This window comes from Anaerolineales bacterium (assembly GCA_019637755.1).
Lineage (GTDB): Bacteria > Chloroflexota > Anaerolineae > Anaerolineales > UBA11579 > JAMCZK01.
In genome coordinates, this window is record JAHBVC010000002.1 from 578,727 (window position 1) to 594,425 (window position 15,699).

The 15,699-nt window shown below is 62.8% G+C and carries 12 protein-coding genes; 5 read left to right on the plus strand and 7 right to left on the minus strand.

Features of this window, described 5'->3' with window-relative positions:
* Positions 1-9 precede the first annotated feature (9 nt).
* Positions 10-1,035 (minus strand): Holliday junction branch migration DNA helicase RuvB, encoded by a 1,026-nt coding sequence (gene ruvB, locus KF821_10740; protein MBX3006288.1) that lies wholly within the window; start codon positions 1,033-1,035, stop codon positions 10-12.
* Positions 1,036-1,136: 101 nt separating this feature from the next.
* Here ruvB and upp point away from each other — a divergent pair, with 101 nt between their 5' ends.
* Both upp and KF821_10750 read left to right on the plus strand, forming a co-directional pair.
* On the plus strand, positions 1,137-1,763 hold the full coding sequence (gene upp / locus KF821_10745) for a uracil phosphoribosyltransferase (protein ID MBX3006289.1): 627 nt from the start codon (positions 1,137-1,139) through the stop codon (positions 1,761-1,763).
* An 83-nt stretch (positions 1,764-1,846) separates the two neighbouring features.
* Positions 1,847-3,202, plus strand: coding sequence for a diguanylate cyclase (locus tag KF821_10750; GenBank protein MBX3006290.1), 1,356 nt, complete (start codon positions 1,847-1,849; stop codon positions 3,200-3,202).
* 12 nt (positions 3,203-3,214) lie between these two features.
* On the opposite strand, the gene tpiA is transcribed toward KF821_10750, so the two are convergent.
* From tpiA to KF821_10765, 3 genes are read right to left on the minus strand one after another with little or no spacing between them, the layout of a single operon-like run.
* A complete protein-coding gene (gene tpiA / locus KF821_10755) occupies positions 3,215-3,973 on the minus strand; it encodes a triose-phosphate isomerase (protein MBX3006291.1) in 759 nt (252 codons plus the stop codon).
* Between the two features lies 1 nt (position 3,974).
* The gene (locus KF821_10760) at positions 3,975-5,150 is read right to left on the minus strand and encodes a phosphoglycerate kinase (GenBank protein ID MBX3006292.1); all 1,176 of its coding nucleotides are present in this window, start codon (positions 5,148-5,150) and stop codon (positions 3,975-3,977) included.
* The gene (locus KF821_10765) at positions 5,140-6,486 is read right to left on the minus strand and encodes a YvcK family protein (protein ID MBX3006293.1); all 1,347 of its coding nucleotides are present in this window, start codon (positions 6,484-6,486) and stop codon (positions 5,140-5,142) included. The genes KF821_10760 and KF821_10765 overlap by 11 nt, the downstream gene beginning before the upstream one ends.
* Positions 6,487-6,608: 122 nt before the next feature.
* Here KF821_10765 and recJ point away from each other — a divergent pair, with 122 nt between their 5' ends.
* Positions 6,609-8,300, plus strand: coding sequence for a single-stranded-DNA-specific exonuclease RecJ (recJ, locus tag KF821_10770; protein ID MBX3006294.1), 1,692 nt, complete (start codon positions 6,609-6,611; stop codon positions 8,298-8,300).
* Positions 8,301-8,319: 19 nt separating this feature from the next.
* Here the strand turns inward: recJ and KF821_10775 are convergent, their stop codons facing one another.
* Entirely contained in the window at positions 8,320-9,003 is a 684-nt protein-coding gene (locus KF821_10775; protein MBX3006295.1) for a glycosyltransferase family 2 protein, read from the minus strand.
* Between the two features lie 162 nt (positions 9,004-9,165).
* On the opposite strand from KF821_10775, the gene KF821_10780 reads away from it, so the two are divergent.
* Positions 9,166-11,952 (plus strand): hypothetical protein, encoded by a 2,787-nt coding sequence (locus KF821_10780; protein MBX3006296.1) that lies wholly within the window; start codon positions 9,166-9,168, stop codon positions 11,950-11,952.
* On the opposite strand, the gene KF821_10785 is transcribed toward KF821_10780, so the two are convergent.
* Entirely contained in the window at positions 11,930-12,913 is a 984-nt protein-coding gene (locus tag KF821_10785; GenBank protein MBX3006297.1) for a serine/threonine protein kinase, read from the minus strand. The genes KF821_10780 and KF821_10785 overlap by 23 nt on opposite strands.
* 103 nt (positions 12,914-13,016) lie before the next feature.
* Between KF821_10785 and KF821_10790 the strand changes: the two genes are divergently transcribed.
* Positions 13,017-13,712 carry an FHA domain-containing protein gene (locus tag KF821_10790; GenBank protein ID MBX3006298.1) on the plus strand — a complete coding sequence of 232 codons (696 nt, stop codon included), beginning with the start codon at positions 13,017-13,019 and terminating at the stop codon, positions 13,710-13,712.
* A 34-nt stretch (positions 13,713-13,746) separates the two neighbouring features.
* On the opposite strand, the gene KF821_10795 is transcribed toward KF821_10790, so the two are convergent.
* Positions 13,747-15,666 carry a hypothetical protein gene (locus tag KF821_10795; GenBank protein MBX3006299.1) on the minus strand — a complete coding sequence of 640 codons (1,920 nt, stop codon included), beginning with the start codon at positions 15,664-15,666 and terminating at the stop codon, positions 13,747-13,749.
* Positions 15,667-15,699: the final 33 nt, after the last annotated feature.

Here is a 15,699-nt window from a genome sequence, read left to right on the forward strand (position 1 = left end):
ATCTGTGGATCAAAATAGAGTCGGCGTGTTGAGCTGCGCCGGCACGGGCAGGCCCAAATGAGTGCACGCCGCCAGGGTGGCGTGGCGGCCCTGGGCACGGCGTTCGAGGAAGCCGAGCTGCATCAGGTAGGGCTCCACCACATCCATGATCGTATCGGGCTCTTCGCTCACTGCGGCGGCGATGGTGTTCAGGCCCACCGGGCCTCCGCCGAACTTCTCAACAATCACGCGCAGCACGCGGCGATCGAGCTCATCCAGGCCGAGCGAATCGACTTCCAATAATTGCAGGGCCTGCTCGGCCACCACCTGGGTGAGCTGGCCGGCGGCGCGCACCTCGGCATAATCGCGCACCCGGCGCAGCAAGCGCAGCGCCACGCGCGGCGTGCCGCGGCTGCGGCGGGCTATCTCCTGCATGCCCTCGGCATCCGCCGGCAGGCCCAGCTCGCCGGCAGCGCGCGCCAGGATCGCCTGGATGGCGGCGGGTTCGTAGTAATCCAGGCGGAAGGTGGCGCCAAAGCGCGCCCGCAGCGGCGCGGTGAGCAAGGCCAGGCGTGTGGTGGCGCCGATGACGGTGAAGCGCGGCAGCTTGAGGCGAATGGCGCGCGCTGAAGGGCCTTTGCCAATGACAATATCCAGCGAATAATCTTCCATCGCTGGGTAGAGCACCTCTTCTACCGCTTTACCCAGGCGGTGGATCTCATCCACAAAGAGCACATCGCCCTCATTGAGATTGCTCAGGATCGCCGCCAGGTCACCCTGGCGCTCGATGGCCGGGCCGGCGGTGACCTTGATGTTGACGCCCATCTCATTGGCCAGGATGTGCGCCAGCGTGGTCTTGCCCAGGCCGGGCGGGCCATAGAAGAGCACATGGTCCAGCGCTTCGCCGCGCTGGTGCGCCGCGTCGATCAGGATGGCCAGATTCTCTTTGACATTGCTCTGGCCAATGAGTTCATCGAGCTTGCGCGGGCGCAGCGCGGGCTCGTTGCGATCCGTGGTTTGGGGCGCCGGGTCCACCAGGCGTGGGGCATCGTTCATCGTCAAAGATTATACAGGTTCGAAAATTCGCGGCGCAGCGGCGCTGCGTATATAATCGGCGCAATTTATTCGCCGCCTCATTAGCCAACGGAGGAACGCGCATGGCCCAGGCAAACATTTCCCAGCACCCCATGGTTTTACACAAGCTTACTATTCTGCGAGACAAATCCACCGAACCGCGCAAGTTCCGCGAGCTGGTGAAAGAGATCAGCGCCCTGCTGACCTACGAGGCCACGCGTGATCTGCCGACGATCAAGAAAACGGTGGACACCCCGATGGGCAAGGCTGAAGGCGGCGAAATGGAAGACACGATTGGCCTGGTGCCGATCCTGCGTGCCGGCCTGGGCATGGTGGATGGCGTGTGGGAGCTGATCCCCGATGCGCAGGTGTGGCACATTGGCCTGTTCCGCGACGAGAAGACCCTGCAACCCGTGCAGTACTACAACAAGCTGCCATTGGCCCCCACCGTGGGCGTGTGCCTGGTGCTCGACCCGATGCTGGCTACCGGCGGCTCGGCGGCGGCCACCGTGAGCATCCTCAAGGAATGGGGCGTCAAGAACATTCGTTACATTGGCTTGCTGGGCGCCCCCGAGGGCATTCGTTACCTGGCCGAGCAACACCCCGATGTGCCGGTGTTCCTCGGTGCCCAAGACGAACGCCTGAATGAGATTGGCTACATTGTTCCCGGCCTGGGCGATGCAGGTGATCGCCAATTCGGCACGGGCTAACGCTAATGCCGGCTTGCAGTTTTGTTAGCTCGCTTTGTTCTACGTTTTTGTAAGGTGTACACTCGGAGTGGTCTGACCGCTATATGCCAACCAAGAAAGCGCCGCTGACGCGCGCCAAAGGCCCTACGCTGGCTGAATTGCGCAAGGAGAATGCCGAGCTGAAGAAGAAGCTCGCCCAAGTCTCCCTGGAGCGCAATTTTCTTGACCGCGCCATGTCAGATCTCAACTTTCACAACAACGCCCATGATGGCGTGGTGTACACCAACGCCAACAACGAGATCACTTACGCCAATCCCTACTTTCTTAGCATGATGGGCGTGGATGCCAAAAGTGAACTGTTGGAGAAGGGCTTCCCGGGCTATATGTGGAACGAGCCTAAGGATGCCGAGCGCCTGTTTGCCGATGTGAAAAGCAACGGCTTTGTGCGCGAACGCGAGCTAACCCTCTACAACAAGCACGGCACCCCGGTGTTCGCCATGTGCTCGGCGGTGGCCAGCAAGGATGAAGCCGGCGCGGTGATCGGCACTGAGCTGATGTTCTGCAATATCACCAGCAAGCGCAAGTTTCAAGCCGAGCTGATGGAACAAACCGCCCTGTTCGATGCGGTGCTACAAAGCACGCCCGATCCGATCCTGCTGCTGACCAGTGAGACGCGCGTGACGCGCGCCAACCAAGCGGCGATCGACTTCTTCGGCATCCCGGCGAACGAGCCGCTGGCGCTGGCCAGCGTGCTGCAAGGCTGTGGTCTGGCCGCCACCGAAGCCGAGCAGATCGTGGCGCGCTTTGCCCAACTGCACCCCTTTGATTTTGAGATTGCCCTGGGTGACCAGCACTTCGATTGGCATGCCGCCCCGCTGCAGATCCAGCAGCCCGGCTGGGTGTGCGTGCTGCACAACGTCACAGTCCGCAAGCTCACTCAGGAGGTGCTGCAGCACCACGCCACCCACGATGCGCTCACGCAAGTGCCCAATCGTTCCTACTTTATCGAGCAGCTCAGCCGTGCCCAGGAACACCAGCAAGAGCGACACTACGCGGTGCTGTTTATCGATCTGGACGATCTGAAATTGTTCAACGATAGCTATGGGCACATGGTGGGCGACGAGCTGCTGTATCACTTCGCCCGGCGCGTGGAAGCCAGTATTCGCCCGGGCGACATCGTGGCCCGCCTGGGCGGCGATGAGTTTGCCGTGCTGTTGGATGGGATCGAGCAGGCCGCGGATGCGATGCAAGTGGCACAACGCATACGTGAAGCGGTGCTGCGCCCCTTCGTACTGAGCGCGCTGAAGGATGAAGCCAACATTACCGCCAGCATCGGCATCGCCCTCAATGACGCCGATACCGAAGCAGAAAGCCTGCTGCGCGAGGCCGACCAGGCGATGTATGCCGCCAAACAACAGGGCGGCAACACTGTGCGCTTGTTCGGGCGAGCGGCGGGCTGATCCGGCCGCCGGTTAAGCCGCGGCCTGCGTGATCGCTACGAAATCAGCCGCCTTCAAACTAGCCCCGCCCACCAAAGCGCCATCGACCTCCGGCTGAGCAAAGTACTCGCCGGCGTTGCCTGCATTCACGGACCCACCATACAGCACGCGCACTTCGTCAGCCACGGCCTGGCCCAGCAACCCGGCCAGCGTGGGCCGCACGACATTGCGCAACAGGGTGTTGATCGGCTCAGGGCTGGCCGCCTTGCCAGTGCCAATGGCCCACACCGGCTCATACGCCACCACCAGCGCCTGCGCCGAGGGAATGTCCACGCCTTCCAGGGCGGCGCGCAGCTGGCCGCTGAGCACTTCGGCGGCGCGGCCAGCTTCGTTCTGCTCCAAGGTCTCGCCGATGCACAGCACCGGGGTCAACCCGGCCGCCAGGGCGGCAACCAGCTTGCGGTGCACGTTAAGATCCGTATCGCCAAACAAGGCGCGGCGTTCGGAATGGCCCACGATCACATACTGGCAGAATTCGGCCAGCATGCGGGCGGATAGTTCGCCGGTGAAGGCGCCATCCGCCTCCCAGTGCAGGTTCTGCGCGCCGAGGGCCACGCCTTTGCCTTCCAGCAGGGCCGCCACGGGCATCAAGGCCATCGCCGGCGGGCAGAGCAATGTCTCCACACCCTGCACGGCGCGTAAGCCGGGCAACATATCTTCCACCAGGCGCAGGGCTTCCCCCACGGTTTTGTTCATTTTCCAGTTGCCTGCGATCAGCGGGGTACGTGCCATGCTATTTATCCTCCAACGCTGCCAACCCGGGCAGCAGTTTGCCTTCGAGCATCTCCAATGAAGCGCCACCGCCGGTGGAGATATGGGTGATCTTGCCAGCCAAGCCAGATTGCTGCAGGGCGGCGACTGAATCGCCACCACCGACGATGCTGACCGCCGAGGACTGGGCCACGGCCTGGGCAACGCCCACGGTGCCGCTGGCAAAGGGCGCCAGCTCAAATACGCCCATCGGCCCGTTCCACACCACGGTGCCGGCGTGGCTGAGCACGGAGCCAAAAGCGGCGACGGTCTCCGGCCCAATATCCAGCACGCGCCATCCGGCGGGCACATCACTCACCGGCACAATGCGATAGGCAGCCTCTGCGCTAAAGGCATCGGCAATCACAAAATCCAGCGGCAGGTGCAGCTTGCCCTGGCTATCCGCCAGCAGCGCCTTGGCGGTGGCGATCGCTTCAGGCTCCACCAGCGAATCGCCCATGGCGATGCCCTGGGCGGCGAAGAAGGTGTTAGCCATGCCGCCGCCAATCAGCACCTGATCCGCCTTGGCGAGCAGGTTGCGGATCACCTCGATCTTGTCGCTCACTTTGGCGCCGCCCAAAATAGCAATGAAGGGCCGCGCCGGATCGGCCAACGCCTGGCCCAGGTATTGGATCTCTTTTTCCATCAATAAGCCAGCCACGGCGGGCACATAGTGGGCAACGCCCTCGGTAGAGGCATGGGCGCGGTGCGCTGAGCCAAAGGCATCATTGACGTACAGGTCAGCCAGCTTGGCCAGCGCAGCCGCCATCGCCGGATCGTTGGCGGTTTCGCCGGGGTAGAAACGCGTGTTCTCGAGCACCAGGATTTCGCCCGGCTTGAGCGCCTGGGCGGCCGCCTCGGCTTGCGGGCCGATGGCCTCTGCTACAAAGTGCACCGGCGCTGCGGTGAGCGTGCGCAGGTGCGCCGCCACTGGGGCCAGCGAGTACTGCGCATCGGGGGCGCCTTTGGGCCGCCCGAGGTGCGAGCACAGGATCACGGCCGCGCCACGCTGCAGCAAGCTCTCGATGGTGGGCAGGGCGGCGGTGATGCGTGTGTCATCCTGCACCACCTCGCCCTCCAGCGGCACGTTGAAATCCACGCGCACCAGGACGCGCTTGCCTTGCGGGTCAATATCAGCAATCGTTTTCTTATTGAACATGTTCCTGCTCTTCTCGCGTCAATGGGCCAGTGCGCTCCTGCAATAGATCGATCAGCAGTTGCGCTAGTTTATCGGCCAGGTGCTGGCCGGGTTTCTCAGGGTCTGCCACCTGCGCCAGGTAGAGCGGATAGTTCTTGCGCAGGTCCTCATCGATGGTCACCCAATCGCTGCCTTTGGGCAGCTTGCGCCCCAGGGGTTGGTTGCCAATCACGACATCAAACAAATGATCGCCCACATGCTGCTCGATGGCGCGCACATGGTCACCGCAACTGTAGCCATCCGTCTCGCCGGGCTGGGTCGAGAGATTGCAAATGAAGATCTTGAGCGCCGGGCTGTTGCGCAGCGCGGCGGCCAGGTCGGGCACCAGCAGGTTGGGCAGAATGCTGGTGTATAGGCTGCCGGGGCCGATCACGATCAGATCCGCATTCAGCAGGGCGCGCACCGCCGCCGGGTAGGCCGGGGGTGCATTGGGCTCCAGCCAGACGCGGCGCACCGCCGCGCCGGTTTGCTCCGGAATTTTGCTCTCGCCGTGCACGCGCACTTCGCCGCCGGCCAGCGGCACGCTCAGATCGGCCACCAGACGCACATCGTGCAGCGTGGCGGGCAGCACCTGGCCGTGCACGGAGAGCACCCGGCCAGATTCGGCCACGGCTTGCTCAAAGCTGCCGGTGATCTCGCTCAACGCGCTGATGAACAGGTTGCCAAAGGAGTGGCCCTGCAATTCACCGGCGCCGCTGGAAAAACGATACTGGAAGAGCTGGGTGATCAGGGTTTCATCGTTGGAGAGCGCGGCCAGGCAGTTGCGGATATCGCCAGGGGGCAGCACGCCGAGATTGCTACGCAGGCGGCCGGAGGAGCCGCCATCATCGGCCACGGTGACGATGGCGGTGATGTTGTAGGTATGCTCTTTGAGGCCGCGCAGCAGGGTGGAGAGCCCGTGGCCGCCGCCGATGACGACGATGCGCTGGCCGCGGCCACGTTTACGGTGATCTACCAGGGTATCGACGACCGGGCGGCCGGGGCGCAGATAAGGCGCCAACAAGGCCCGGTTCATATTCAGCACGCCGTAGACCAGCGCACCCATCCCCAGGCCGCCAAAGATGAGCGCGCGCACGGGGCGTTCAAGGAAGCGCAGTGAGAGCGTAGAGAGGTAGCTGGCCCACCAGGTATCCGGCGCGGTGCGGTAGATATCCAATACCAGGATGGCACCACCTACGCCGATCAAAAAGGTGCCAAAGAGAATGACCACCAGCCAACGTTTGATCCCCAGGCCGGGGGTGAGCCAACGCAGCACGCGGCGCACCCCCACCCAGGCCGCCTGCCACCATTTCTGCATTTGAAGCCACATCGCCCGCGATGATAACGCAAGAAATGTAGCCCTGTTTAGAGAGTTTGTAAGTGGTTGCCCCTACAGCATAGGGTTGTTGGCTTGCTGCCGGCTGGTATGATTGCGCCGCCATGCCACCCACTGAGAAGATCTGGAAAATTGCGCCGCGCATCGATGCGGCGATCGAGCAAAACCTGGCCCACCATCCGGCGCTGCTGCGCCAGATCCTGTTCAATCGTGGCCACCATACGGCGCAAGCCGCCAGCGAGTACCTGGGGGCGCAGCCGCCGCACGACAACGACCCGCTGCGCATGAAGGACATGGGCGTGGCGGTGGAGCGCATCGCCTACGCCATCCAGCACGGGGAAACGATCGTGGTATATGGCGATTACGACGCCGACGGCGTCACCGCCACGGCGCTGCTGGTGCAGGCCATCCAGGCGTTGGGCGGCCAGGCACGCGGCTACATCCCCGATCGCTTTGAAGAAGGCTATGGCCTGAACGTGGCGGCGCTGCAAACGCTGCACGCGCAGGGCGCGGCGCTGGTGATCAGTGTGGATTGTGGCATCCGCTCCCTGGCTGAGGCCGCCGAAGCTCGCCGCCTGGGCTTGGATCTGATCATTACCGATCATCACTCGCCCGGCCCCGAACTGCCGGATGCCCTGGCGATCATCAATACCAAACAAGCCGGTGATGAGTACCCTGAAAAACAATTGGCTGGTGTAGGCACCGCCTACAAGCTGGCCGTGGCGCTGCGCAACCGCCTGCAGCCCCAGGCCGATGCGTTGGCCGGGCTGGACCTGGTGGCACTGGGTACCGTGGCCGATATGGTGCCGCTGGCCGGCGAAAACCGCTGGCTGGTACGCCAGGGGCTGGAGCTGATCCGGCGCCCCACCCGCCAGGGCTTGCTCTCGCTGATGGGCGCGGCTGGCGTGAAGCCAGCCAAGGTGAGTGCGGGTGACATTGGCTACATGCTCGGGCCGCGCCTCAACGCGGCCGGGCGCATGGAGAACGCCAAGGCCGCCTACGACCTGCTGACCACTGATGATGTGTTCAGCGCCGGCCAACTGGCTCAATATCTTGACCTGCGCAATAAGGAACGCCAGGAGCTGACGCGTTCGATGAGCGCCTCGGCCGAGGTACTGGCCACGCAAGGGGACCCGGAAGCCCTGGTGCTGTTCGCCTTCCACCCGGAGTACAGCTCCGGCGTGGTGGGCTTGGCGGCTTCGCGCCTGGTGGAGCGCTTCTACCGCCCGGCCATCGTCGGCCAGCAGGGCGATGTATTCACGCGTGCCTCGTGCCGCAGCATCCCTCACTTTCATATTACCGATGCGCTGGAACAATGCGCCGAGCTGTTCGAGAATTTTGGCGGCCACGCGGCCGCGGCTGGCTTCACCATCCGCAACGAGCGCCTGCCCGAGCTGCAGGAACGCCTGCGGGCGATCGCTGCGGCGCAACTGGGCACCCTCGACCTGCGCCAGGAAATCACGGTGGATGCCGAGCTGCCACTGAGCGAGCTGCGCCCCGATGTGCTCAACCAGTTGGCGCTGCTCGAGCCTACCGGCTTCGGCAACCCCCAGGTCAACCTGGTGAGCCGCGGGCTGCAGGTGCGCTCGGCGCGCACCGTCGGCGCCGAGGCGCGCCACCTCAAGCTCAGCGTCAGCGATGGGCACATCGTCTACGATGCGATCGCCTTCGGCATGGGCGAATGGTACTCACGCATGCCGAAGGCGATCGATCTGCTCTATCGTTTTGAAGCGAATGAATTCAACGGGCGCACCAGCCTGCAACTGAATGTGCGCGATCTCAAGCCGGCGGATTAACCCGCTACCGGCCCAGCCATTAATCGAAAAAGCGATACCACAGCAAGGCCCACACGGCCTCAAAGGCATCTTTGAGGCCGATCTTTTTGCCTTCCGAGTAATCACGCGGGTTGAAGCTGATCGGCACTTCATAGATGCGCACGCGGCTCTTGAGCAGCTTGGCGGTGATCTCCGGCTCAAAGTTAAAGCGATTGGAGCGGATGGTGATGCCTTGCAAAGCCTCACGTTTGAACAGCTTGTAGCCCGTCTCCATGTCGGTAAGGATGTTGTTGTAGAGGATATTGGTGAGCAGCGTGAGCAGCTTGTTGGCGACCATGTGCCAGAACATGGTGGGCCGGCGCGGGCCGCCGAGGAAGCGCGAGCCGTAGACCACATCGGCGTTGGCGGTGTGGATCGGATCGAGCAGTTTGCCAAAATCACGCGGATCGTACTCCAGATCAGCGTCCTGGATCAGGATCAGATCGCCGGTGGCAGCCTGAATGCCACTGCGCACCGCGGCGCCCTTGCCCATGTTGCGGGCGTGCTGCAGCACTTGCACCCCGGGCTGCCCGGCATAGGCCTGCAATAGCGCTGCACTGCCGTCTTGGCTGCCATCATTCACCAACACCAATTCATCCGCCAACCCGGCGGCACGCACGCGCTGGATGATCTCTTGCAAAGTATTGGCTTCGTTGTAAATGGGAATGATGACACTGAGCTTCATGCTGGGATTATATGCTACCTAGCCGGCCAGGCTTGCCGGGAGCCACAGACCGTACAGGTATAATAGAGCCAACCGCAAACGGTTAAGGTTTTGCGGTTTTTTATTACTCGTATGCGATCCGCGCCCGCGTCTCCCCCAGCCCGCGCCCTGCGCCTCCGCTTGATGAGCGCGGGGGTATTGCTCAGCCTGTTGGTGCCCCTGTTTATTGCCGCTCAGCCAGTGCTGGCCGCGCCGCGCCCGCAAAGCGATGCCCAAGCCCAGGCGGAGGCACTGCTGCAACGCCTGACGCCCGAAGAGCGCGTCGGGCAGCTCTTTATGGTGACCTTTAGCGGTGCACACGCCAGCACGGACAGCCAGATTTACGAACTGATCAACCGCTATCACATTGGCGGCGTAGTGCTGCGCCGCGACATGGATAACTTCGTAGCCGCGCCGGATACGCTGGCTCAGGCACACACCCTGATCGCGGAGCTGCAGACCGCCGAACAAGACGCCTCGCAAGGCAGCCTGCTCAACGGCACGCGGGCGGCCTATATTCCGCTGCTGGTGGCGCTGGCCCAGGAAGGCGATGGCTACCCGAACGACCAACTGCTGGATGTGCTCAGCCCGCAGCCGAACGCGATGATGCTAGGCGCCACCTGGCGCCCTGGCCTGGCGCAGCAGGCTGGCGCCCTGCTCGGCAGCGAGCTCGCCGCACTGGGCGTTAACCTGCTACTGGGCCCTTCGCTGGATGTGATCGAAACGCCGCGGCCGAGCTCACCGGGTGATCTGGGCGTGCGCAGCTTCGGCGGCGATCCCTACTGGGTGGGGCAGATGGGCCAGGCCTACATTAGCGGCATTCATGCCGGCAGCCAGAACCGCGTGGCGGTGGTGGCCAAGCACCTGCCCGGCTACGGCGATTCGGATCGCCCGCTGGATGATGAAGTGCCTACGATCCGCAAATCGTTGACGCAGCTTACCCAGGTGGAGTTGCCGCCCTTTTTTAGCGTCACCGGCAATGCTCCCAGTGCCGAAGCCAGCGCCGATGCAATGCTGCTGGCGCACATTCGCTATCAGGGCTTCCAGGGCAACATCCGCACCACCACGCGCCCGCTCAGTTTCGATCTGCAAGCCTTCAATGATCTGATGGCCCTGCCGGCCTTCGCCAGTTGGCGCGAGCAAGGGGGGCTGATCGTTAGCGATAGCCTCGGCACGCGCGCCGTACGGCGCAGCTACGACGCCAGCGAGCAAAGCTTCAATGCACCCCTGGTGGCACGCGATGCGTTTCTGGCTGGCAGCGATCTGCTGTATCTAGGTAACTTCATTTCCACCGGGGATCCCAACAGCTACACCACCATCGTGCACACCGCCGAGTTCTTTGCCCAAAAATACCGCGAGGATTTGGCCTTTGCTGAGCGCGTGGACGAATCGGTCTTGCGCATCCTCACACTCAAATTCCGCCTGTACCCCAGCTTCAGCGCCAGCCAGGTGCTCAGCGCCGCCGAGGGCTTGGCGGCCATCGGCCAGGATGACCAGCTCATCTTTGAGGTCGGCCGCCGGGCGGCCACCCTGTTCAGCCCCAGCCCGGCCGCCCTGGCCGATGCACTGCCGGAACCACCGGGGCGCTTTGAGCAGATCGTCTTCATTACGGATAGCTACACCGCCCAGCAATGCAGCCAGTGCCCACCGCAGGCCGAGGTTGCGGTCAACGCCTTTGCCCAGGCGGCCGTAAATCTTTATGGCCCGGCGGCGGGCAACCAGATCACTGCCGCCAACTTGTCGTCCTTCTCCTTCATGCAGCTCACCCGCACGTTGGATGGCAACATCGAAGGGGAAGACCCACTGCTGGATAATTTGGCCCGCGCCGAATGGGTGGTGTTTGGCGTCACGCAAAACAACCCGGCGCGGCCTGAATCGCAGGCACTGCGGCGCCTGCTGGCCGAACGCATGAATCTGCTGCAAAACAAGAAAGTGATTGTGTTCGCGCTGAATGCGCCGTACTACCTGGATGCGACCGACGTGACCAAGGTAAGCGCCTATTACGGCTTGTATGGTGAAGGCGCCGGCCTGGCCGAAGTGGCCGCACGCCTGCTCTTCAAAGAGATCGACCCGCGCGGCGCTTCGCCGGTGAGCGTGCTGGGCGTAGGCTACGAGCTGGCCGATGCGCTGGCTCCCAACCCATTGCGCGAAGTTCCGCTGGTAGTGTCACGCTTGCTGCCCGAAGCCAGCGCCACGCCCGATAGCACTACACCGACGGTGACCGCCGAGCCGCCCAGCTACAAAGCCGGCGACCTGCTGGCATTGCAGGCGGGGCCGATCCTCGACCATAACAACAACCCGGTGCCAGACAATACCCTGGTGACCTTTGCGATCAACCTGGTGACCGAGCAAACCACCTTGCAACGCCAGATCAGCGCGCCCACGCATCTGGGCGTGGCCAACACCACCTATTCGATCGAAGATGAAGGCACGCTGATCATCACCGCCGCCAGCGGGGAGCCGGCGGCGCTTGCGCTGGGCCAGCAGTTCAGCGTAGCTGGCATCAACCCTGAGGGCTTGGCGCTGCAGGCAACGCAAACGGCCCAATCGATCCTGGCCACCCAGGCGGCGCAAACGCCATTGCCTACACTGGCGGCCAATGGGCAGGAGAGTGCACGGCGCACGGATCTGGTGGATTGGTTTCTGTGGGTGCTGATCTCGGCCGTGGCGGCGCTGTTTGCCTACCAAAGTGGGACTAGCCTGCACCAGCTACGTTGGGGCGTGCGCTGGGCACTGACCACACTGATCGGCGGGCTGCTGGCCGGCTGCTATCTGGCGCTGGATCTGCCCGGCAGCCAGGCGATCCTGGAGTTTAGCGGCAAGTGGGGGCTGGTTCTGGCGGTGTTGGCTGGCTGCCTGGGGGGCTGGCTGGCCGGCTGGGCCTGGTGGCGGCGCGGCCGCAAACCGGCTAGTGGCCGATCGTCGCAATAAAGCCCAACAACAGCAACATCCCCGCTAACCACACCAGCGAACGCTCGGTGCCGAGCGAAAGAATATCGCCCCAACTGGGTGCAGGCACGCGGCCCGCATTGCGCCCCACCGGCTCCAACTTGCCAAACAACGCCTCCTGAAACTCGGCGATGCTTTGCGGCCGCTCCTCGGGGTGCAAACTCAGCGCCCACATCACGGCGCGTTCGGTGCGCGGGCTGACCTCGGGGTTGAGGGTGCGCAGGCTGGGCATCTGCTCCGGATGCAAGAAGCGCTCGCGCGCCTCCACCGGGGGCGTGTTACACAGCAGGTGATAGAGCGTGGCGCCCAGGGCGTACACATCGCTGCGCACATCGGTGTGGCCGGTATCGCCGCCGTATTGCTCCAGTGGCGTGTAGAGCGCCGTGCCGCGGCCCTGCACGATCGTGACCGTATCTTCCTGGGCGGCGAGGATCTTGACCAGGCCGAAATCGACCAGCTTGACGACACCATTCGGGGTCAGTTTAAGATTGCTCGGCTTGACGTCACGGTGCAGGATCGGCGGATCCTGGCTGTGCAGGTAATTTAGCGCCGCGGCGATCTGCCCGGCCCAGGCCAGCACTTCCGTCTCATGCAAAAACTCATCCGTCTGGCGGGCTTCCATCATCAAGGTGCGCAAATCCCCGCCGGGGACGTAATCCATCACCAGGTAATCACTTTCACCTTCGGAAAAGAAATCTGACACTTTGGGCAAGTTGGGGTGATCGAGGCGCGCCAACACCGTCGCCTCGCGCAGGAATTGGGCGCGGGTTTGGTTGAGCGTTTCTTCGGAAAGCGAGGGATCGAGGCGAACTTCTTTTACGGCGCACTGGCGCCCCTCAAGGCGCAAGTCTTCAGCCAGGTAGATACTGCCCATGCCGCCCCGGCTGATGAACTCTTTGATCTGGTAGCGCTCGCGTAAGATCTCGCCGGCGTCCAAAGGCATCGTTTTGATTCTTCTCCGAACTCCGCTGCGCACCCCGGGGGCGTAACCCGTTGGCGAAGCCGGGTGAGCAGCCTGAATTTGGTATTATACCTGCGGAGTGCACATGCCCCCGAGTGCCGAAAGTTACCCCGTGCTGATCGCGCAAAACGGCCCATTAAATGGGGAGCGTTGGACGGTGCGCAACCAACTGGTGATCGGCCGCGGGGAGGATTGCGACATCATCATCCCGGATCGCAAGATTTCGCGCCAGCACGCCCGCCTGCTGGCCGGCGCCGATGGCATCACCCTCGAAGACCTGGACAGCAAAAATGGCACGCACCACAACGGCAAGCCGCTTAAGGGCTCAGTGGCACTCAACGATGGCGACCTGATCCAGATTGCCCTGGCCCAAAAGTTCACCTTCCTCAGCTCAGATGCCACCGTACCGCTGGATTTTGACATTCCCGCGGCGGTACCCGAAGGGCGCCGGCGCCTGCACATGGACAAACGTTCACGGCGGGTGTGGGCCAATCAAATCGAGGTGGACCCGCCGCTTTCGGTGGCGCAATTCAGCATGCTGGAGATGCTCTACCTGCGCGATGGCCTGGTGGTGACGCGCGATGAGCTGGTGCGCCATGTATGGCAGGCTGATGAGGCGTTGAACATCTCTGACCAGGCGCTGGATGCGCTGATCCGCCGCCTGCGCGAGCGCCTGGCCAAGGCCGATCCGAGCCACGAGTATGTGGTGACGGTGCGCGGCCACGGGCTGCGCCTGGAAAACCCCCTGGAACCCGAAGACGAACAAAAAGACCCGCACTAGTGCGGGTCTTTTTTGATTGCTTGTTTTTTTTTGGCTACTCAAGCCCCCATAGCTGCAGGATGCCGTCTGTCGAAGCAACCAGAATGCCGCGCCCATCCAGCACCACGCGCGTGTTGGATACCTGCCCCAACCCGGTAGGCAACGTAGTTAGCAGGCTGGTGCTCAGGTAATCCCAAAGATAGAGCTGACCGTCGGACCCCACGACGACCACGAGCGGCTCACCAAGAAACGCGATAGCAGAAGCCCAGGATGGATTCTTGATATCGCGCAACTTTTGGCCATCGGTCAGCCGCCACACTCCCATGGCGCCATTCCCCTGATTGGACATCAGGATCTGATTGTCCGGCGAGAACGCCAGCGGGCCATACACGGGTGAAGGCGCCGATAAGCTGAGGGTTTTGCTTACCTCGCCCTCCAGGCTCCAAATGAAGAGCTCTTTGTTTGCATACGAGGCAAGCAGACGGCCATCCTCAGAGAAGGCCAGCAATTGCACATCCTCTTGATGGGCACGCAAGGTGGCCACGAGCGCACCATCGATGAGGCTGTACAGCTCGACGACCGAGCCGTTGGCGAGCGCCGCCAAGCCGCCGTTGAGGCTGGCGGCGACAGGTGACTGGGAGCTGCACGCCGCCAGAGTTTGCACCGGCACGCTATTACTGCTTAACACACTCAGCTGGCCCTGCTGGCATTTAAGGGTGACGTATTTATCTTCTGAGAAGTGCGTTTGCCCTTCAACAAAGCCGATCTCGCTCAACGAGGCAACTTCGTTCTGGAGGGGGAGCCAGCGGGTATCAATGGCGGGCATCCACACTTCCAGCGCATCCGCCTGCACTGGCAAGATCAAGCCGCGCTCGCCAAAGTAGCCTTGCGCTTCAAGCCACTCTTTTTGGCTGGATAGATTCAGCGAGATCGCTTCGGGGCGGGTGTTCTCAGGAAAAACGATGGCCTCGGCTTCTTGCGCCGGCAGCAGGCTGCCATCGCTGGCTTTGCGCACCTGCTCGCCCGAATTGATCGAGATGTAGGCGCCATCCTCCGAGAATTGGACATCATAGGTCCAGCCCAAGCCGGTGCCGTAACGTCCGGCGGACTGGCCCGTCTTGGAGCTCCACAAGAATACGTAGTTTTCAGAGAAAGTGGCGAACAGCTCCCCATCTGGGCTGAACGGGTGGGTGGGCAGTAGCGTGCGATCCAGGAACCTGGCAATCATGTGCTGCTCGGCAATATCCCAAACGCCCAGCACTTGTTGGTAGCCAGCATCCTGGACGATCAGGTATTGCGAGCCCGGAGCAATGACGATGCGTTCCGGCACGGGTGAATAGTCGCCCTGATCGAGGGTGGCGACCAATTCACCACTGCTGGTAGCGTAGACCCGAATAACATGAAAGCGCGGGTGCACATTGCCATGCGGATACCTGGCAACGGCCACCAGGCTTTCATCCGGAGAGAATACAAAACGATAATTATCGGTGGGTTCGCCGCTCTCCAGAGTGAAGGACGAGTTCGTAGCACCTAGCGCCCCCAGGCTAACCACGCCAGCGGCATCCACACCCACCATGTACTGGCTGCTGGGCGAATACTCAAAATAGGTGGGCTTGGGCATCTCGAACAGCAGCTCGCGCGTCTCGGTATCGAAGAAGAGCAGCTTGGTGAGCGTTTCGGCAAAGAACACCTGCCCATCGCCCACCGCCTTGAGTGCGATGATGGCTCCTTGCCCCCAGGTATCCAGCAAGGTTACTGCGGCGGCATTCTCCAGCGTGATCGCGGTGGTGGGCCAGGCATACGGCGCCAGCGTGGGGGTGGCGCTTGGCGCCTGAGTGGGCGTGGCGGCTGGGGGTTGGGTGGGCGCCGGTGTAGCGCTGGCGCCCACGGGTTCGCTGGCCGGCGCGGCGCCGGCGCACGCGGCCAGCACCAGCCCGCAGCACAGCGCAGCGATGGCCCAAGCTTGCTTCTGCATATATCCTCCCAAAAAATCAGGCCCGGCGCGTCT

Excerpts from the sequence above, each read along its gene's own strand:
- ruvB (MBX3006288.1), bottom strand. The coding sequence starts at position 1,035 with ATGAACGATGCCCCACGCCTGGTGGACCCGGCGCCCCAAACCACGGAT.
- upp (MBX3006289.1), top strand. The coding sequence starts at position 1,137 with ATGGCCCAGGCAAACATTTCCCAGCACCCCATGGTTTTACACAAGCTT.
- KF821_10750 (MBX3006290.1), top strand. The coding sequence starts at position 1,847 with ATGCCAACCAAGAAAGCGCCGCTGACGCGCGCCAAAGGCCCTACGCTG.
- tpiA (MBX3006291.1), bottom strand. The coding sequence starts at position 3,973 with ATGGCACGTACCCCGCTGATCGCAGGCAACTGGAAAATGAACAAAACC.
- KF821_10760 (MBX3006292.1), bottom strand. The coding sequence starts at position 5,150 with ATGTTCAATAAGAAAACGATTGCTGATATTGACCCGCAAGGCAAGCGC.
- KF821_10765 (MBX3006293.1), bottom strand. The coding sequence starts at position 6,486 with ATGCAGAAATGGTGGCAGGCGGCCTGGGTGGGGGTGCGCCGCGTGCTG.
- recJ (MBX3006294.1), top strand. The coding sequence starts at position 6,609 with ATGCCACCCACTGAGAAGATCTGGAAAATTGCGCCGCGCATCGATGCG.
- KF821_10775 (MBX3006295.1), bottom strand. The coding sequence starts at position 9,003 with ATGAAGCTCAGTGTCATCATTCCCATTTACAACGAAGCCAATACTTTG.
- KF821_10780 (MBX3006296.1), top strand. The coding sequence starts at position 9,166 with ATGAGCGCGGGGGTATTGCTCAGCCTGTTGGTGCCCCTGTTTATTGCC.
- KF821_10785 (MBX3006297.1), bottom strand. The coding sequence starts at position 12,913 with ATGCCTTTGGACGCCGGCGAGATCTTACGCGAGCGCTACCAGATCAAA.
- KF821_10790 (MBX3006298.1), top strand. The coding sequence starts at position 13,017 with ATGCCCCCGAGTGCCGAAAGTTACCCCGTGCTGATCGCGCAAAACGGC.
- KF821_10795 (MBX3006299.1), bottom strand. The coding sequence starts at position 15,666 with ATGCAGAAGCAAGCTTGGGCCATCGCTGCGCTGTGCTGCGGGCTGGTG.